The organism is Cupriavidus sp. WKF15 (genome assembly GCF_029278605.1).
Taxonomy (GTDB): domain Bacteria; phylum Pseudomonadota; class Gammaproteobacteria; order Burkholderiales; family Burkholderiaceae; genus Cupriavidus.
The window spans coordinates 1,300,769-1,318,127 of record NZ_CP119572.1; the positions used below are offsets into that span (position 1 = coordinate 1,300,769).

At 65.3% G+C, this 17,359-nt stretch carries 14 protein-coding genes and 1 pseudogene; 10 read left to right on the plus strand and 5 right to left on the minus strand.

Annotation, left to right across the window (positions count from 1 at the left end):
• Window positions 1-77 precede the first annotated feature (77 nt).
• A complete protein-coding gene (gene rlmB / locus CupriaWKF_RS06210; protein WP_276100112.1) occupies window positions 78-818 on the plus strand; it encodes a 23S rRNA (guanosine(2251)-2'-O)-methyltransferase RlmB in 741 nt (246 codons plus the stop codon).
• A gap of 77 nt (window positions 819-895) precedes the next feature.
• Here the strand turns inward: rlmB and CupriaWKF_RS06215 are convergent.
• Window positions 896-1,045 (minus strand): annotated as a pseudogene (locus CupriaWKF_RS06215) (nitric oxide dioxygenase); the annotation flags it as partial.
• 278 nt (window positions 1,046-1,323) lie between these two features.
• Here CupriaWKF_RS06215 and CupriaWKF_RS06220 point away from each other — a divergent pair.
• Window positions 1,324-2,106 carry an NAD-dependent deacylase gene (locus tag CupriaWKF_RS06220; protein ID WP_276100113.1) on the plus strand — a complete coding sequence of 261 codons (783 nt, stop codon included), beginning with the start codon at window positions 1,324-1,326 and terminating at the stop codon, window positions 2,104-2,106.
• 10 nt (window positions 2,107-2,116) lie between these two features.
• Here the strand turns inward: CupriaWKF_RS06220 and tal are convergent, their stop codons facing one another.
• The gene (tal, locus tag CupriaWKF_RS06225) at window positions 2,117-3,073 is read right to left on the minus strand and encodes a transaldolase (RefSeq protein WP_276100114.1); all 957 of its coding nucleotides are present in this window, start codon (window positions 3,071-3,073) and stop codon (window positions 2,117-2,119) included.
• A gap of 158 nt (window positions 3,074-3,231) precedes the next feature.
• Here tal and rpiA point away from each other — a divergent pair, with 158 nt between their 5' ends.
• On the plus strand, window positions 3,232-3,918 hold the full coding sequence (gene rpiA / locus CupriaWKF_RS06230) for a ribose-5-phosphate isomerase RpiA (RefSeq protein ID WP_276100115.1): 687 nt from the start codon (window positions 3,232-3,234) through the stop codon (window positions 3,916-3,918).
• A gap of 172 nt (window positions 3,919-4,090) precedes the next feature.
• Here the strand turns inward: rpiA and CupriaWKF_RS06235 are convergent, their stop codons facing one another.
• Both CupriaWKF_RS06235 and argA read right to left on the minus strand, forming a co-directional pair.
• Complete coding sequence (locus CupriaWKF_RS06235) at window positions 4,091-4,363, minus strand: oxidative damage protection protein (RefSeq protein ID WP_276100116.1); 273 nt, start codon at window positions 4,361-4,363, stop codon at window positions 4,091-4,093.
• Between the two features lie 160 nt (window positions 4,364-4,523).
• Window positions 4,524-5,957, minus strand: a complete 1,434-nt coding sequence (argA, locus tag CupriaWKF_RS06240) for an amino-acid N-acetyltransferase (protein ID WP_276100117.1) — start codon at window positions 5,955-5,957, stop codon at window positions 4,524-4,526.
• Between the two features lie 23 nt (window positions 5,958-5,980).
• On the opposite strand from argA, the gene hrpA reads away from it, so the two are divergent.
• The 6 genes from hrpA (at window position 5,981) to CupriaWKF_RS06270 (ending at window position 14,731) form a co-directional block, all read left to right on the plus strand.
• Window positions 5,981-9,943, plus strand: a complete 3,963-nt coding sequence (gene hrpA, locus CupriaWKF_RS06245) for an ATP-dependent RNA helicase HrpA (RefSeq protein ID WP_276100118.1) — start codon at window positions 5,981-5,983, stop codon at window positions 9,941-9,943.
• A 181-nt stretch (window positions 9,944-10,124) separates the two neighbouring features.
• Window positions 10,125-11,081 carry a cytochrome D1 domain-containing protein gene (locus CupriaWKF_RS06250; RefSeq protein WP_276100119.1) on the plus strand — a complete coding sequence of 319 codons (957 nt, stop codon included), beginning with the start codon at window positions 10,125-10,127 and terminating at the stop codon, window positions 11,079-11,081.
• A 23-nt stretch (window positions 11,082-11,104) separates the two neighbouring features.
• Window positions 11,105-11,950: a polysaccharide deacetylase family protein gene (locus CupriaWKF_RS06255; protein WP_276100120.1), complete on the plus strand. Its 846-nt coding sequence runs from the start codon at window positions 11,105-11,107 to the stop codon at window positions 11,948-11,950.
• Entirely contained in the window at window positions 11,950-12,924 is a 975-nt protein-coding gene (locus CupriaWKF_RS06260; RefSeq protein WP_276100121.1) for a sterol desaturase family protein, read from the plus strand. The genes CupriaWKF_RS06255 and CupriaWKF_RS06260 overlap by 1 nt, the downstream gene beginning before the upstream one ends.
• Before the next feature lie 91 nt (window positions 12,925-13,015).
• Window positions 13,016-13,897 (plus strand): EI24 domain-containing protein, encoded by an 882-nt coding sequence (locus CupriaWKF_RS06265; RefSeq protein WP_276100122.1) that lies wholly within the window; start codon window positions 13,016-13,018, stop codon window positions 13,895-13,897.
• Window positions 13,898-13,909: 12 nt separating this feature from the next.
• Complete coding sequence (locus CupriaWKF_RS06270; RefSeq protein WP_276100123.1) at window positions 13,910-14,731, plus strand: molybdopterin-binding protein; 822 nt, start codon at window positions 13,910-13,912, stop codon at window positions 14,729-14,731.
• Window positions 14,732-14,889: 158 nt separating this feature from the next.
• Here the strand turns inward: CupriaWKF_RS06270 and CupriaWKF_RS06275 are convergent, their stop codons facing one another.
• On the minus strand, window positions 14,890-15,354 hold the full coding sequence (locus CupriaWKF_RS06275) for a rhodanese-like domain-containing protein (RefSeq protein WP_276100124.1): 465 nt from the start codon (window positions 15,352-15,354) through the stop codon (window positions 14,890-14,892).
• 487 nt (window positions 15,355-15,841) lie between these two features.
• Between CupriaWKF_RS06275 and CupriaWKF_RS06280 the strand changes: the two genes are divergently transcribed.
• Complete coding sequence (locus tag CupriaWKF_RS06280) at window positions 15,842-17,257, plus strand: 3-hydroxylaminophenol mutase (protein WP_276100125.1); 1,416 nt, start codon at window positions 15,842-15,844, stop codon at window positions 17,255-17,257.
• Window positions 17,258-17,359: the final 102 nt, after the last annotated feature.

The following is a 17,359-nucleotide window of genomic DNA, read 5'->3' on the forward strand; positions in this document are numbered from 1 at the left end:
GCGCCGTGACATCGGCGTCCCCGGACGGCGCGCGTGAAGCGTGATGGCGGGCCGGGCAGGGCGAGTACAATCGCGCCATGGCTAAACAAAAACTTCTGATCGGCTTTCACGCCGTGACCGCGCGCTTGCGCCAGGACGCCAAGGGCGTCACCGATGTCTATGTCGAGGCTTCGCGCCGCGACCGCCGCATGCAAGACTTCATCCGCCTGGCGGAAGGCCTGGGCGTGCGCTTGCACCCCGTGGACGCCGAGCGCCTGCGCGGCATGGCCGGCACCGATCGTCACCAGGGCGTGGTGGCGCGCGCCGAAGACGTGGCGCTGGCACTGAACCTCGACGAACTGCTCGATGGCATTGAAGGCACACCGTTGCTGCTGGTGCTCGACGGCGTCACCGATCCTCATAACCTGGGCGCCTGCCTGCGCGTGGCGGACGGCGCCGGTGCGCATGCCGTCATTGCGCCCAAGGACCGCAGCGTCGGATTGAACACCACGGTGGCCAAGGTGGCCAGCGGCGCGGCCGAGACCGTGCCCTATATCACCGTGACCAACCTTGCCCGCACCCTGCGCGAGCTGCAGGAGCGCGGCATCTGGGTGGTCGGCACCGCCGACGGCACCGACAAGACGCTCTACGACGTCGACCTGAAAGGGCCGATGGCCATCGTGATGGGTGCCGAAGGCGAGGGCATGCGCCGCCTCACGCGCGAGACCTGCGACGAACTGGTCGGCATCCCGATGCTTGGCGGCGTCGAGAGCCTCAATGTGTCGGTGGCCAGCGGTGTCTGTCTGTACGAGGCCGTCCGACAGCGGCGCGTGAAGTAAGCTTCTGCAAAAACCAGCGCGCCGCGATAACGCGGCGCGCGCCATTTGTCAGGCGGCGTCGATTCGGCCGCCTGCCGCTATTCTGCAAACAAGTCCGGGCCAAACACCTCATAGTGGATACGCGCCTCGCGGACGCCGAGATCCTTCAGTGCGTCATGTTGGATGCGCATGAACGGAATCGGCCCGCAGATGTAGTAATCGGCATCCGGCAGCAGGACTGTGTCCTGGTCTCCTTTGGTGGGCACGCGTTTGTGGCGGCCGGACTCGTCGCTTGGCTTGCAGTCCAGTCTAGGAGAGATGATCCGCGCGCGCGGTAGCGGGCTAAAATTGCGGCAGCGTGGCTTCTCGCCGCGCCAGGCGCTCCCATGCGCGGGGCCGCCGCCGTGTTGCCCCCCATGTTTGAATTCTTGATCGAGATTGCCATGCCAGTGCCCTGCAGTTGCCCCGCAAGCCCAGCCGTGTGGTGGGCGGAACCGTTGGTCAAGCGGCGCGCAGCGTTGACGGCATGAGCAGGGATCCCCTGACCCCTACGTCGTCTCCCTGGCCCGGCCTTGAAAAAGCCAGGGACCTCATTGCGCAGGCGCGCAGCGTTTTTGTGCTGACTGGCGCCGGCATTTCCGCCGAATCCGGGGTGCCCACGTTCCGCGATGCATTGACCGGGCTCTGGGCGCGATTCGACCCCGAGGAGCTGGCGAGCGAGGATGCCTACCGCCGCCAGCCGGCGCTCGTATGGGAGTGGTACCAGCACCGGCGCGAACTGGTCGCGGCTGCACGGCCCAATCCGGCGCACTATGCGCTGGTTGCTCTGGCGGCGCAGAAGCCGGTGACACTGGTCACGCAAAACGTGGACGGACTGCACCAGCGCGCCGGCAGCGTGCATGTGATCGAACTGCACGGAAACCTGTTTGCCAACAAATGGCTTAACGGGTGCGGGCGCTGCGACGAGGCCACCGCCATTCCCGGCGATCCGCCGCGTTGCAGCCTGTGCGGCGCGCTGATGCGGCCCGGCGTGGTTTGGTTCGGGGAAGACCTGCCGCGCGTGGCGCGCTTCCGCGCCGAGCATGCCGCCGAGACAGCCGACCTGTGCCTGGTCGTGGGAACGTCGGGGCTGGTGTATCCGGCCGCCGGGCTCCCTGGCCTGGCGAGGGATCACGGTGCGCGGGTCGTGGTGGTGAATCCCCAGCCTTCTGCGCTGGACCAGACCGCGGACGTGGTACTGCCGGCAGCGGCAGGCGCGTGCCTGCCGCTGCTGTGGTCGTCATCCGGCGCCGAGGCGGAGCCGGATTAAGCGACGCCTTTCAGCCGGCGATTTGCGCGACCAGCTTTTCCAGCTTGACCGCGTCCGCGGCGAACAGGCGGATGCCTTCGGCCAGCTTTTCGGTGGCCATGGCATCTTCGTTCAGCTGCCAGCGGAACGCGCGTTCGTCGGCCGGGATGCGCGCGATGTTGCCGGCCTGGGCCAGGTCGACCGACAACTTGCGTTCCACCGTGCCTTCGGTGCGGGCCAGCTGCTCGAGCAGGTCGGGGCTGATGGTGAGCAGGTCGCTGCCGGCCAGGGCAATGATCTGCGCGGGGCTGCGGAAGCTCGCGCCCATCACTTCGGTGGCATAGCCGAACTTCTTGTAGTAATCGTAGATCTGGCGCACCGAACGCACGCCTGGATCGTTGTCGCCGGTATTGGCCGCCGCGTCCCACTGGTCGCCGGCCTGCTTCTTGTACCAGTCGAGAATGCGGCCGACAAACGGCGAGATCAGCTGCGCGCCGGCCTCGGCGCAGGCGACGGCCTGCACCAGCGAGAACAGCAGCGTCATGTTGCAGCGGATACCTTCGCGCTGCAGGATCTCCGCTGCGCGAATGCCTTCCCACGTCGATGCAATCTTGATAAGTACGCGCTCACGCGCCACGCCGCGCTGCTCGTACAGGCGGATCAGGTGCCGGGCCTTCTCGACCGTTGCCTCGGTGTCGAACGACAAGCGGGCATCGACTTCCGTCGATACGCGTCCCGGCACGATGGCGAGGATCTCGCAGCCGAACGCGATCAGCACGCCGTCCATCACGGCATCGACCCCGCCTTCGTCGTGGTAGTCGCGCACCGCCTGTTCCAGCAGCCCGCGGTATTCGGGCTTCTGCACTGCCTTGAGGATCAGCGACGGATTGGTGGTGGCGTCCTGGGGGGTGTACTGCTTCATCAGCTGGAAGTCGCCGGTATCGGCCACGACCGTGGTGAACTGCTTGAGTTGTTCGAGCTGGTTCATGATCGGTATGTCGTTGCAGTCGTCATGTTGGGACGGGAAGGGCGGCCGTGTTGCGGGACCGTGCGCGCCTTTTGGCTCATTGTACCGTCGTGCACAAGTCGCGCCGCCGCAATCCGCTACACTACGCGTTTTCTTCCCCAAGCCATCTGGCTGTTGTCATGACTCAGGATGAACTCAAGGCACTGGTGGCGCAAGCCGCGGCCGACTACGTGAAGCAGGAAGTCCCGGAGGGCGCGGTGCTCGGCGTCGGTACCGGTTCCACTGCCAATCTTTTCATTGACGCCGTGGCAGCGTTCAAGGAACGCTTCGCGGGTGCGGTATCCAGCTCAGAGGCCTCCACTCGCCGACTGCAGCAGCATGGTTTCAAAGTGCTGGACCTGAACGAAGTCGACGACATCCCCGTTTATGTCGACGGCGCCGATGAGGTTGACGCCAGCGGCGCCATGATCAAGGGAGGCGGCGGCGCGCTGACGCGCGAGAAGATCGTGGCATCGGTCGCGGGCCGGTTCGTGTGCATTGCAGATGGCAGCAAGCTGGTGGAGACCATGGGCGCCTTTCCGCTGCCGATCGAAGTGATTCCGATGGCACGCGCCGCAGTGGCGCGACAGCTGGCCGCGCTCGGTGGACAGCCGCGTCTGCGCATGAACAAGGACGGCGGCATCTATCAGACCGACAACGGCAATGTGATCCTGGACGTGGCCGGGCTGAAGATCACCGATCCACGTGGGCTGGAGCAGGTCATCAACCAGATCCCTGGTGTCGTGACGGTAGGCCTGTTTGCGCTGCGCGGTGCGAATGTGCTGCTGCTTGGCACTGGTGAGGGCGTTCGGCGCACTGATTTCTAAGTCGCCCGGCGCGTGATGTGCCGATAAAAAAGCTTCTTCGCCGGCGTGGCCGGCGGGGGTTCTCTGGTCCGGATTGGCTCCATCATCCCCATCCCCCGCAACCCCGTAACCCGGCGAAGAGCCAAAAAAAGGGTGCCGGAGGCACCCTTTTTATGTTCTCCGCGCAGGAATTTCAGGCCTGCGGTGGGACGTAGCCCTGAGCCTGGTCCGCCCCTTCGCCAAAGAAGTACTTTTCAGTCTGCTTGATCAGGTACTGACGCGCCCGCGCGTCAGCCATGTTCAGGCGGTTCTCGTTGATCAGCATGGTCTGGTGCTTGAGCCAGCCGGCCCAGGCTTCCTTCGACACGCTTTGCCAGATCTTCTTGCCGAGTTCGCCGGGCAGCGGCGGGAAATCGAGCCCTTCGGCTTCCTTGTTCAACTTGATGCAGTGGACCATGCGGGCCATGAGGACTCCTTGTGTGTATTGGCGGGAGCGGGGCAGCAAAATCATGCTTCATGCCACGCTTCATGCGCTCCCGTTTCTGTGTTTCAGTGGACGACTGGTGCGCTATTGTAGCCAAGCCAGGCGGGGCGCCGCCGCCTAGCGGCATTGCCCCTTACGGCTCCTACAGCTTTTTCATGAGCACCATCGACTTGCGCTGCCAGTTGTAGAGCTTGCGCTTGTCTTCCGGCAGGTCGTCCACGGTGGCGTGGACGAAGCCGCGCTTGAGGAACCAGTGCTCGGTACGCGTGGTGAGCACGAACAGCCGGTCCAGGCCCAGCGAGCGCGCGCGTCGTTCGATGCGCTTGAGCAGGCGCTCGCCGTCGCCGGTGCCCTGCGCTTCGGACGATACCGTCAGGCACGCCATCTCGCCCATATTCTCGCGCGGGTAGTCGTACAGCGCGGCGCAACCGAACAGCACGCCGTCGTGCTCGATCACCGAGAAGTTGGCGATGTCGCGTTCGATCAGGTGCCGGCCGCGCGGGACCAGCGTGCCGTCCTGCTCGAGCGGTGCGATCAGTTGCAGGATGCCGCCGACGTCGTCGAGCGTGGCTTCGCGCAGGCTCTCCAGGTCGGTGTCGGAGATCATGGTGCCGACGCCGTCGTGCAGGAACAGCTCCAGCAGCACCGAGCCGTCCAGCGAATAGGGAATCAGGTGCGCGCGCGGCACGCCGCCCTTGAGCGCCTTGACCAGGTGCTGCAGGTAGTAGCCGATATCGGGCGTCAGGTGGTTGTTCTGCAGGCGCTCCACCGCGGTGCGCAGCGACATTTCCTTCATCAGCTTGCCGACCGGGTCCAGCACGCCTGGCACCTCGGTGATAAAGATGAGCTTGTCGGCCTTCAGCGCGGTGGCCGTGGCGCTGGCCACGTCTTCCATGGACAGGTTGAAAGCCTGCCCCGTCGGCGAGAAACCCAGCGGCGAGAACAGTACGATCTTGCCGTGCGACAGCGACATGCGTACCGATTCGCCGTCAATCTTGCGCACCAGCCCGGTGTGCTGGTAGTCCACGCCGTTGACGATGCCTACCGGCCGCGCCGTGACGAAGTTGCCCGAAATCACCGACAGCTGGGCGCCGGCCATCGGCGTGTTCGGCAGCCCCTGGCTGAAGGCCGCCTCGATGTCGAGGCGCAGCTCCCCGGAGGCCTCCTTGGCGCATTCGAGCGCGGCGTTGTCGGTGATGCGCACGCCGTCGGCGAACTGCGACTCGACATGGCGCAGCGCCAGTTGCTCTTCCACCTGCGGGCGCGAGCCGTGCACCAGCACGATCTGCATGCCCATGGCATGCAGCAGCGCCACATCGTTGACCAGGGCGTTGAGCACGCCAGCCTTGACCAGTTCACCGCCGAAGGCGATCACGAAGGTCTTGCCGCGGAAGGCGTGGATGTAGGGCGCGACGGTGCGCAGCCAGTCGACGAACTGCTGGTGGTCCGGCGCGCCGCGCTCGACGGCCTCGGTCTGGGGCGCGCCCGTGGCGGGCTGCGATTCGGTGGCAGGCTGGGGCTCGGCCGGCTGGGAGGGAGCCGGTGCCTGCGGTGGCGTGTCGGTTCTGGCATTCATGCCGCGGATTATAATCCCCGCCAATGTCAGAACAACGTCCCGCCAAGCCTTCTTCGCCACGCCAGCCAGCCGCTGGCGCACGGCCAGCCCCCCGACCCGACGGCCGCCCCGCGCAGCGCCCGCCATCCCGGCCCGGTCCGCGGCCCGAGACCGCGCCCGCTGCCGAGGCGCAGGCCGGGCGCCGGCGCGCACCGCGTCCGCCGCACCAGGCCAATCCGCTGCCCCCGATCACGTTTCCCGAGGCGCTGCCGGTCTCGGCCCGCCGCGACGAGATCGCCGCCGCGCTGCAGGCCAACCAGGTGGTCATCGTGTCCGGCGAGACCGGTTCGGGCAAGACCACGCAGCTGCCCAAGATCTGCCTGTCGATCGGGCGCGGGCCCGGGCGCGAAGGCGGCGGGCTGATCGGCCATACCCAGCCGCGGCGCATTGCCGCGACCTCGACCGCCAAGCGCATTGCGCAGGAACTGGGTTCGCCGGTAGGCGAGCACGTGGGATACCAGGTGCGCTTCAATGACGCCCTGTCGCCTGGCGCCTCGGTCAAGCTCATGACCGACGGCATCTTGCTGGCCGAGACGCAGAATGATCCGCTGCTGCGCGCGTACGACACCATCATCATCGATGAGGCGCACGAACGTAGCCTGAACATCGATTTCCTGATCGGCTACCTGAGGCAGATCCTGCCGAAGCGACCCGACCTCAAGGTCATCATCACGTCGGCCACCATCGATGCGCAGCGCTTTGCCACGCATTTCTCGGTCGATGGCAAGCCGGCGCCGGTCATCGAGGTGAGCGGGCGGCTGTACCCGGTGGAAATCCGCTACCATCCGATTCAGCAGGGCGCGCCCGCCGACAGCCCGCCGAAAAGCGCGCAGGCCCGCGAGCGTGACCTGTACGACGGCATCGTCGATGCAGTGGATGAGCTGTCTCGCCTGGGCCCTGGCGACGTGCTGGTGTTCCTGCCGGGCGAGCGCGAGATCCGCGAGGCCGCCGAGGCGCTGCGCAAGCATCATCCGCCGCACACGGAAATCCTGCCGTTGTTCGCGCGCCTGTCGGTGCAGGAGCAGGAGCGCGTGTTCAAGCCGTCCAATGCGCGCCGCATCGTGCTGGCGACCAACGTCGCCGAGACGTCTCTGACGGTGCCGGGCATCCGCTACGTGGTGGATACGGGCCTGGCGCGTGTCAAGCGCTATTCCTATCGCAACAAGGTCGAGCAGCTTCAGATCGAGTCGATTTCGCAGGCTGCCGCCAACCAGCGCGCCGGCCGCTGCGGCCGCGTGGCCGACGGGGTTTGCATCCGGCTCTATGAAGAGTCGGATTTCCTCGGTCGCGTGCGCTTCACGGATCCGGAGATCCTGCGTTCCTCGCTGGCCGCGGTGATCCTGCGCATGAAGGCACTGCGGCTGACGGATATCGAAGCTTTCCCGTTCATCGAGCCGCCGCTGGGCCGGGCTGTTGCCGACGGCTACCAGCTGCTGCAGGAACTTGGCGCGGTGGACGATGCCAACCAGCTGACCGCAACCGGGCGGCAGCTTGCCAGGCTGCCGCTGGATCCGCGCGTGGCGCGCATGATCCTGGCCGCGCGCGAGCAGCACTGCCTGCGCGAGGTGCTGGTCATTGCCAGCGCACTGTCGGTGCAGGATCCGCGCGAACGTCCCCAGGAAGCGCAGGAGGCCGCCGACCAGGCGCACCGCAAGTTCATGGACGAGAAGTCCGAGTTCCTGGGGTGGGTCAAGCTCTGGACGTGGTTCGAGGAGGCCGTCGCACACAAGAAATCCAACCGGCAGTTGCAGGACCAGTGCCGTGCGAGCTTCCTGTCGCATATGCGGCTGCGTGAGTGGCGCGACGTGCATTCGCAGTTGCTGACCACCGTGACCGAGCAGGGCTGGCGCCTGAACGACAGCGAGCCAACCTACGAGCAACTGCACAAGGCGTTGCTGACCGGCCTGCTTGGCAACGTCGGCTGCCGGATCGAGGAAAGCGATGGCAAGGGGCGCGAGTACCTTGGCGCGCGCGGCATCAAGTTCCACCTGTGGCCGGGCTCGCTGATCGCGCGCAAGGTGGGCCGCTGGGTCATGGCGGCGGAACTGGTCGAGACCAGCCGGCTGTTCGCGCGCACGCTCGCCCGCATCGAGCCGGAGTGGCTGGAACAGGTCGGGCGCCACTTGCTCAAGGTGAGCTGGAGCGACCCGCACTGGGAAAAGAAGGCCGGGCAGGTGCTGGCGCTGGAACGCGCCACGCTGTACGGGCTGGTGGTGTACCAGCACCGCCGCGTGCACTACGGTCCGATGAACCCGGCCGAAGCGCGCGAGATTTTCATTCGCCGCGGCCTGGTCGAGGGCGAGTTCGACACGCGGCTGCCGTTCTACGCGCACAACCAGCGGCTCGTGCGCGAGATCGAGAACCTCGAACACAAGTCACGCCGCCAGGATGTACTGGTCGATGACGAGCTGATCTATGCGTTCTATGACCGCGCGATTCCGGCCGACATCTGCCAGCAGGTGACGTTCGAGCGGTGGTACCAGGCCGAAAGCGCCAAGGACCGCAAGCTGCTCTACCTCAACCGCGAGGAACTGATGCGGCACGAGGCGGCCGGCATCACCACGGACCTGTTCCCCAAGACCCTGTCCGTGGCCGGCGTCGACATGAGCCTGACCTATCACTTCGAACCCGGTAGCCATCGTGACGGCGTCACGCTGGCCGTGCCGCTCTATGCGCTCAACCAGGTACGGCCGGAGCGCACGGAATGGCTCGTGCCGGGCATGATCAAGGAAAAGGTCCACCTGCTGCTGAAGTCGCTGCCCCAGAAGCTGCGCCGCCATTGCGTGCCGCTGCCGGACTATGCCGCCGCCTTTGTCGCACGGCATCCGTTCGGTGAAGGCGAACTGACCGACGTGGTGATCGCGGACATCCGCGAGCAGACCGGCACGGTCGTGCGGCGCGCCGACTTCAAGCCGGAAACCCTGTCCGCGCACCACTTCATGAACTTCAAGGTGGTGGACGAGCACGGCCGGCAGCTCGACATGGGGCGCAACCTGGCGCAGTTGCGCGCGGAACTGGGCGGCCAGGCGCAGCAGTCGTTCCAGAGCATTGCCGCGCGCGACGTGCCGGCAGCCGAGGCGGGCCAGTATGAGGGTTTGACGTCCTGGTCCTTCGGCGAGCTGCCCGAACTGCTGGAAATCCGCAAGGGCAGCCAGACGCTGTTCGGCTACCCGGCACTGGTCGACAAGGGCACGCATTGCGACGTCGAAGTCTTCGACGATCCGCAAGAGGCCGAGCGCATCCACCATGCGGGCCTGCGCCGCCTGTTCGCGCTGCAGTTGCGGGAACCGGTGAAGTTCATCGAAAAGAACATCCCCGGCCTGCAACAGATGGCCATGCAGTACATGGCCCTCGGCACGCAGGAGATGCTGCGCGAGCAGATCGTGTTGCTGGCGCTCGAGCGTGCCTGCCTGCAGGCCCCGCTGCCGCGCAATGAAGCGGAGTTCAGCGCCCGCAAGGACGAGGGGCGGGCCAGGCTGTCGCTGCTGGCCCAGGAGATCGCGCGGCTGGCGGGCACCATCCTGGCCGAATATGCGGGGCTGCCGCGCAAGCTGCTGCAGGCCAAGCCGTTCGGCACGGCCTATGCCGACATGGAGGCGCAGCTTGGGCGCCTGATGGGCAAGCAGTTCATCATCGATACGCCCTACACGCAGCTCGTGCATTTCCCGCGCTACCTGAAGGGCATCGCCATGCGCGTGGACAAGTTGAAAGGCGATCCCGCCCGCGACACACAGCGCGTGCAGGAGATGGCGCCGTTGCTGCAGCAGTGGCAGCGCGCGGAAAAGCAGCTGCGCACGCAGGGCAAGGGGGCCGCGGACGCCAGGCTTGATGAGTTCCGATGGATGCTCGAGGAGCTGCGTATTGCACTGTTTGCCCAGGAACTGCGCACGCCGGTGCCGATGTCGGTCAAGCGCCTGCAGAAGGTCTGGGAGGCCATGCAGCGATAAGCCACCGCGCGCAGGGCGGGTCTTGAGACAGGGGCAGCACAAAGATGTGTAACGAAATGTGAAAGTCTTGTCCGTGATCAGTCAGGCGGTCATCTTGGCGCCCCTCCGAAACGTTAGAATGTCCGATTCCGCCCTTGAATTGACTGGACTTATGCTCGTGTTGCGTCGTGTTGTTGCTGGTATGTTGGCGACCGGTTCCCTGGCCTTGGGGTTGATGGCGTCGCCGGCCTTGGCGGAAGTCGTGGTGGTGCTCAACTCGGGTGACGCAACCGTCACGCTGATCGACAAGGACACGCAGAAGGTGCTCGAGACCTACCCGGTCGGCAAGGAGCCCCATCACCTGATCGCCACGCCGGACGAAAAGTCCCTGATCGTCGCAAATGCCGTGGGCAATGACCTGGTCTTCCTGGACCCGGTGTCCGGCAAGGTCCAGCAGCGTGTGCCCGGTATCGACGATCCCTACCAGATCGGTTTTTCTCCGGACCAGAAGTGGTTCATCGCCACGGGCAACCGGCTGGACCGCGTAGACCTCTACCGCTGGGACGGCAAGGCGCTGAAGATGGCCAAGCAGTTTCCGCTGGCCAAGACGCCCAGCCATATCGCCTTCACCGCCGACAGCCGCATCGCATTCATCACGCTGCAGGATTCCAATGAGGTGGTCGCGATCGACCTGGCCACGCAGAACGTGATGTGGCGCATGGATGCGGGCTCGGCGCCCGCGGGCATCTGGGTGACGCCTGACCAGCGCTACCTGCTGGTCGGCATGACGGGCGCGGATTATGTGGCCGTGATCGACTGGCGCACCCGTACCATCGTGAAGCAGATCCAGACCGGCAAGGGCGCGCATAACTTCCGGGCGGTGGGCGACAAGCGCCACCTGTTCCTGAGCAACCGCGTGACCGGCAGCATCAGCATCATCGACCAGCAGACCCTGACCAAGGTGGGCGACATTACCGGCCTGCCGCCGGGTCCGGACGATATGGAGCTGACCGCCGATGGCAAGACGCTGTGGGTGACGTTCCGCTGGGCGCGAGCGGTCGGCCTGATCGATGTGGCCAATCGCAAGCTGGTCAAGACCATCCGCGTGGGCCGTTCGCCTCACGGGATCTATTTCCGTACCCGGGCACCGCTCTACTGACGCCGGCAGGGCAGGGAAGGATCATGCGCATGTCCGTCGCGCCTCGCTTGAAATGGCTGCTGGCTGCCCTGGCGGCCACAGTCGTGCCGCTGACCGGCCTGCATGCGGCCGATGCAGGCGCGCCGGCCGGAAAGGCCTGCCCGGCGGGAACGCTGTATCTCACATTCGATACCGGCAGCATGAGCCAGGCCCATCTGATCGCCGACACGCTGCGCCGCCACCACATCAAGGCCACGTTCTTCCTGGCCAACGAGCCGACCGTCAACCAGGACGCTTCACTGGAGCCCGGCTGGGCGCCATACTGGAAAGCGCTGGCAGCGGACGGCCATGCCTTTGGCACGCATACCTATGACCATGTCTACCTGCGCAGCGTACGTGATGGCAAGGTGACCATGCGCCCGCAGTTCGGGGCGCAGGCCGGCAAGGATGTGAGCATGGACGCCGATGGATTTTGCCGTGAGCTGCAGCGCAGTGCGCAGGCGCTGCGCGGCATGGCCGGCGTCGACATGGTGCCGCTGTGGCGTGCGCCGGGCGGTCGCACCGCGCCGCAGACGCTGCAGTGGGCAGAACAGTGCGGCTTCCGGCATGTCGGCTGGGCGCCGGCCGGGTTCCTTGGCGACGAGCTGTCGTCCGAGCGCTACCCGAACCAGGCGCTGCTGGCGCGTGCGCTGCGCGACCTGCGCGATGGCGACATCACCATGGCCCATCTCGGCATCTGGTCGCGCAAGGACCCGTGGGCACCCGCCGTGCTGGAGCCGCTCATTTCCGGGCTGGAGCGCAAGGGCTTCTGCTTTGCCACGCTGCGCGAGCATCCCGCGTACCGGGACTGGATCGCCGCGGCCGGACAGCGCAAGGAGGGCAAGCGCTGATGCTGGACACCCTCAATGGATGGATTGCGCAGCTGGAAGGCACGCTGTTCCAGGACGTCGTCCTGCCGGCCGTCTACAACCTTGGCTTCGGCGGCTATGCGGAAGACGCGTTCACCGGCACCGAGTGGCTGCTGGTGGGCCTGGTGCAGATCGCCGTCATGGTGCTGATCCTGGGGCCGCTGGAAAAGCTGCGCCCGGTCGAGCCGGTCACGGATCGCGCTGGCATCCGCACGGACATCTTCTATACCCTGATCCACCGGCTGGGACTGTTCCGGCTGGCGATGTTCTTCGTGCTGGCGCCGCTGACCGACTTGCTGGAAGGACACCTGCGGCTGTTCGGCTGGCAACGCCTGAATGTCGAGGACTGGTGGCCGGGCGTGACGTCGATCCCGCTGGTCAGTTTCTTCCTTTACCTGCTGCTGTTCGACCTGCTTGACTACTGGTACCACCGCCTGTCGCACACCTACCGCTGGTGGTGGAGCCTGCATGCGGTGCACCACAGCCAGCGCCAGATGACGCTGTGGAGCGACAACCGCAATCACCTGCTCGACGACATGCTGCGCGACCTCGTATTTGCCGTGGTCGCCATTGCCGTCGGCGTGGAGCCGTCCCAGTACGTGCTGCTGGTGGCGCTGTCGCAGTTGCTGCAAAGCCTGCAGCACGCCAACTTGCGGCTGAACTTTGGCGTGATCGGCGAGCGCCTGCTGATCTCGCCGCGATTCCACCGCACCCACCACGCCGTGGGGCTTGGGCATGAGGCGGCCGGCGTGCCGGCTCGTCTCGGTGGCTGCAACTATGGCGTGATCTTCCCCTGGTGGGACATGTTGTTCGGCACGGCGGTCTTTACTCCGGCCTACCATCCGACCGGCATCCGCGACCAGATGCCGCCGCCCGCGGGCAAGGGCCGCGACTATGGCGCCGGGCTGCTGGCCCAGCAGTGGTACGGCATCAAGCGCCTGCTGCGCCTCGGCTGAAGCGAAACGCCGCGATACCGGCGGCGTATGCTAGTGTTCCGGTGCGCGTGCATTTGCCGGCGCATTGCACTGTTCCAATCTGACATCCCGCATGAACGACATTTTTCGCTCGTTTGGCCGCGCGCTCGTGAGCCAGTTGCATCCGCGCATGCTGATGCTGACGGTCCTTCCCTTCGTCCTTGCCACGGCACTGTGGGGCGGCCTGTTCTGGTGGGGCTGGGACCCGATCATGGGCGCGATGCGGTCTTTCCTCGAGGCTTCGGTCCTGACCAGCTGGATCTACAGTGCGCTGGACTGGTTCGGCCTGCAGTCGTTGCGCGCCGTAGTTGCGCCCCTGTTCGTGGCGGCGCTGGCGGTGCCGCTGGTCATTGCGTCGATGCTGCTGTTCATCAGCCTGTTTTCGGTGCCCGCAGTCATGCGCCATCTCGAGCGCAGCTACCCGGGCCTGGCCAAGGAGCGCGGCGGCAGCATCGTGGGCAGCGTATTCCAGTCGCTTGGCAGTACGGTGGTGTTCCTGGTGCTGGTGCTGTTGACGCTGCCGCTGTGGCTGATGCCGCTGTTCTTTGCGCTGATTCCGCCGGTCCTGTGGGGCTGGCTGACCTATCGCGTGATGACCTATGACGCGCTGGCGGACCATGCGTCCGCGGAGGAGCGCAAGACCCTGATGCGGCGTCATCGTGTCCCGCTGCTGACGATGGGTGTCGTCGTGGGGCTGCTCGGTTCGGCGCCGACGCTCTTGTGGGTGTCGTCGGCTGCGGTCATTTTCCTGTTCCCGTTCGTGCTGGCGGGCACGCTGTGGCTCTATGTGCTGATCTTCATTTTCTCGGCACTATGGTTCGGTCACTTCTGCCTGCGCGCGCTGGCGCAACTGCGCGCCGAGCGGGCCGCGGCGGCCGCGCCGCCACCATCGGCGCCAGCCGGCGACGTAATTGATCTGGCGCCGTCGGACGTGCGCCGCATTGAACATTCCTGAAGCGGGGGCATCATGGGTTTCGGCCTGATCGTCATTGGCGATGAAATACTATCCGGGCGGCGAGAAGACAAGCACCTGCGCCGCGCCATCGAGCTGCTGGGCGCACGCGGGCTGAAGCTGGACTGGGCCCAGTACGTCGGCGATGACCGCGACAGCATCACGGCAACGCTGCGCCGCACGCTGGCGGGGCCGGACATCGTGTTCTGCACGGGCGGCATCGGCGCGACGCCGGATGACCATACGCGCCAGTGCGCGGCCGCCGCGCTTGGTGTGCCGCTGGTGCTGCATCCCGAGGCGCGCGAGCTGATCGCGCTGCGGATTGCCGAGACTGCGCAAGGGGATCCGGTCAAGGGCGACCTCAACCTGCCCGAGAACCAGCATCGCTTCAAGATGGGGGAGTTTCCGCAAGGCGCGCGCATCATCCCGAACAGCTACAACCGGATTCCCGGGTTCTCGGTGGCAGACCACCATTTCATGCCCGGGTTTCCGGTCATGGCGTGGCCGATGATGGAATGGGTGCTGGATCACGGCTATGCCCACCTGTTCCACCGGGGCGGTCAGCAAGAGCGTGCGTTCTACGTGTTCGAGGCGCCGGAATCGACGCTGACGCCGTTGATGGAGCGTGTCGAGGCGGCCTACCCGGGCATTCGGGTCTTCAGCCTGCCATCCGTGGGGGACGCGCAGCGCGGCGACCAGCTCGCGCGGCGCCATATCGACCTGGGCGTGAAGGGCTCGGCGGAGCAGGTCGGGCCAGCCTATGCCATGCTGCTCGAAGGCGTGCGTGGCATGGGTTTCGAAACGGTGGAGCAGGGGGACGCGGGCACAGACGGCTGAGGTGGGGTAAAAAAGTGGTTTTTCGCGGGATTGTGGGGATGGGGAAGGGGGCTGTGATCGGCGCCTGCCAAGCCCGACAATCACCACCCCTTCCCCATTCCCACAATCCGCCGTAGAACCAACAAAACGGGGACTGATCAGGCTCCTATTTCCCGTGATCAGGCGCCGTGCCAAGGCAGGCCGCGCACACACCAGCCTTCCACGGTCTTGCGGTGGTGGTTATCGTCGCGGTTGCCTTCGAACCCTTCCAGCACGTCCATGGCGAACTGGTAGCCGGCTTCCGTGGCAACGCGGGCGGCATGCTTGGAGCGCGCCGCGCTGCGGCACAGGAACAGCACCGGCACGTCGGCCGGCACGCGGGCCTTCAGTTCCTCGATAAAACGTGCGTTCTGCGCGCCGCCGGGATAGGACATCCATTCGACATGGGCGAACTGGGCATCGGGCAGATCGACGCCGCCCACCCAGTCGAGCTCGGCCTGCGTGCGCACGTCCACCAGCACGGCGGACGGATCGCCCTGCAGCAGCGCGAAGGCTTCCACGGGCGACAGGGCGCCGAAATAGGGAAGCTGGTTCTGTTGCTGGCGATGTTGCGCAGCCTTGAGGAGTTCGTCTCGGGTAGTCATCTGGGTGACAAGATTGATAGATGGTATGGCGGATGCCAGACCGCTATTCTATAGTGCGCCCTGGCAAGGACCATTATTCCGGTCAATCATGAAAAGATTTGGCCGATTGCGGTGCGGTGCGATCATATTTGGTGCATAAGCACCAATACGGTGCTTAGACTTGATGCATGCACCGCCATGGTGTTTTATGGGTGGGGCGTTTGGCGGCCGCCTTGTTATGTTGGCATCACGTGTTGATGGCGTCTTGCCAAGCCGCCGGGCAGACGGACCCCGGGATGGTGCGCCGGCTTTGGCCGGGTACTTTTTTCGGAGCAGTGGGAATGGGGGGCGGGGTTTACTTGGCATGCTTTCTGCTAACATTCCTCGTCCTTTTCAGGGCAAGGAATCGCGCGGGCGCAGTGGCTGGGAACCACCGCACTTCGCACCGGCGCGATGACCGGCCCACGAATGGCTTTCTAGACTTCAGCCGAATATCCAGGAGATTGGCATGGCCCAAAGCGTTGCAGATGTGATGAAGCTTGTGAAGGAAAACGACGTCAAGTTCGTCGATTTCCGCTTCACGGATACCAAAGGCAAGGAGCAACACGTTTCGGTTCCGACGTCGCACTTCGACGAGGACAAGTTCGAAAGCGGCCACGCCTTCGACGGCTCGTCCATCGCTGGCTGGAAGGGTATCGAGGCTTCGGACATGCTGCTGATGCCGGACTCGAACACCGCCTTCATCGACCCGTTCTACGAAGAGCCGACGCTTGTCCTGACCTGCGACGTGGTCGAGCCGTCGGACGGCAAGGGCTATGACCGCGACCCGCGTTCGATCGCCAAGCGCGCTGAAGCCTACCTGAAGAGCACCGGCCTGGGCGACACCGCCTTCTTCGGTCCGGAACCCGAGTTCTTCATCTTCGACGGCGTGACCTGGAACGTCGACATGCAAGGCTGCTTCGTGAAGGTCCATTCCGAAGAAGCCCCGTGGTCGTCGGGCAAGGAATTCGAGCACGGCAACTCGGGCCACCGTCCTGGCAAGAAGGGCGGCTACTTCCCGGTTGCCCCGATCGACACGTTCCAGGACATGCGCTCGGAAATGTGCCTGATCCTGGAGTCGCTGGGCATCCCCGTTGAAGTTCACCACCACGAAGTGGCTGGCCAGGGCCAGAACGAAATCGGCACCAAGTTCAGCACGCTGGTGCAGCGCGCCGACTGGACCCAGCTGCAGAAGTACGTGATCCAGAACGTCGCCCACACCTACGGCAAGACCGCCACGTTCATGCCGAAGCCCATCGTCGGCGACAACGGCTCGGGCATGCACGTGCACCAGTCGGTCTGGAAGGACGGCCAGAACCTGTTTGCGGGCAACGGCTATGCCGGCCTGTCGGAATTCGCGCTGTACTACATCGGCGGCATCATCAAGCACGCTCGCGCGCTGAACGCCATCACCAACCCGGGCACGAACTCGTACAAGCGCCTGGTGCCGGGCTTCGAAGCGCCGGTCAAGCTGGCCTACTCGGCCCGCAACCGTTCGGCTTCGATCCGCATTCCGTACGTGGCGAACCCGAAGGGCCGCCGCATCGAGACCCGCTTCCCGGATCCGCTGATGAACCCGTACCTGGGCTTCTCGGCACTGCTGATGGCTGGTCTGGACGGCGTGATGAACAAGATCCACCCGGGCGAAGCTGCCGACAAGAACCTGTACGACCTGCCGCCGGAAGAGGATGCAAAGATCCCGACCGTCTGCAACAGCCTCGACCAGTCGCTGGAATACCTCGACAACGACCGTGAGTTCCTGACCCGAGGCGGCGTGTTCTCCAACTCCATGCTCGATGCCTACATCGAGCTGAAGATGGAGGAAGTCACCCGCTTCCGCATGACCACCCACCCGGTCGAATTCGAAATGTATTACTCGCTGTAAGCGAGTTGTTGCCCGGCGATGACGACAGGTTGTGGTCGGGCAACAGTTGCACCAGCAAGGGGCGGCTTTGGCTGTCCCTTTTTCTTTTGATGGCTAGAATGG

Excerpts from the sequence above, each read along its gene's own strand:
- rlmB (WP_276100112.1), top strand. The coding sequence starts at position 78 with ATGGCTAAACAAAAACTTCTGATCGGCTTTCACGCCGTGACCGCGCGC.
- CupriaWKF_RS06220 (WP_276100113.1), top strand. The coding sequence starts at position 1,324 with ATGAGCAGGGATCCCCTGACCCCTACGTCGTCTCCCTGGCCCGGCCTT.
- tal (WP_276100114.1), bottom strand. The coding sequence starts at position 3,073 with ATGAACCAGCTCGAACAACTCAAGCAGTTCACCACGGTCGTGGCCGAT.
- rpiA (WP_276100115.1), top strand. The coding sequence starts at position 3,232 with ATGACTCAGGATGAACTCAAGGCACTGGTGGCGCAAGCCGCGGCCGAC.
- CupriaWKF_RS06235 (WP_276100116.1), bottom strand. The coding sequence starts at position 4,363 with ATGGCCCGCATGGTCCACTGCATCAAGTTGAACAAGGAAGCCGAAGGG.
- argA (WP_276100117.1), bottom strand. The coding sequence starts at position 5,957 with ATGAATGCCAGAACCGACACGCCACCGCAGGCACCGGCTCCCTCCCAG.
- hrpA (WP_276100118.1), top strand. The coding sequence starts at position 5,981 with ATGTCAGAACAACGTCCCGCCAAGCCTTCTTCGCCACGCCAGCCAGCC.
- CupriaWKF_RS06250 (WP_276100119.1), top strand. The coding sequence starts at position 10,125 with ATGTTGGCGACCGGTTCCCTGGCCTTGGGGTTGATGGCGTCGCCGGCC.
- CupriaWKF_RS06255 (WP_276100120.1), top strand. The coding sequence starts at position 11,105 with ATGCGCATGTCCGTCGCGCCTCGCTTGAAATGGCTGCTGGCTGCCCTG.
- CupriaWKF_RS06260 (WP_276100121.1), top strand. The coding sequence starts at position 11,950 with ATGCTGGACACCCTCAATGGATGGATTGCGCAGCTGGAAGGCACGCTG.
- CupriaWKF_RS06265 (WP_276100122.1), top strand. The coding sequence starts at position 13,016 with ATGAACGACATTTTTCGCTCGTTTGGCCGCGCGCTCGTGAGCCAGTTG.
- CupriaWKF_RS06270 (WP_276100123.1), top strand. The coding sequence starts at position 13,910 with ATGGGTTTCGGCCTGATCGTCATTGGCGATGAAATACTATCCGGGCGG.
- CupriaWKF_RS06275 (WP_276100124.1), bottom strand. The coding sequence starts at position 15,354 with ATGACTACCCGAGACGAACTCCTCAAGGCTGCGCAACATCGCCAGCAA.
- CupriaWKF_RS06280 (WP_276100125.1), top strand. The coding sequence starts at position 15,842 with ATGGCCCAAAGCGTTGCAGATGTGATGAAGCTTGTGAAGGAAAACGAC.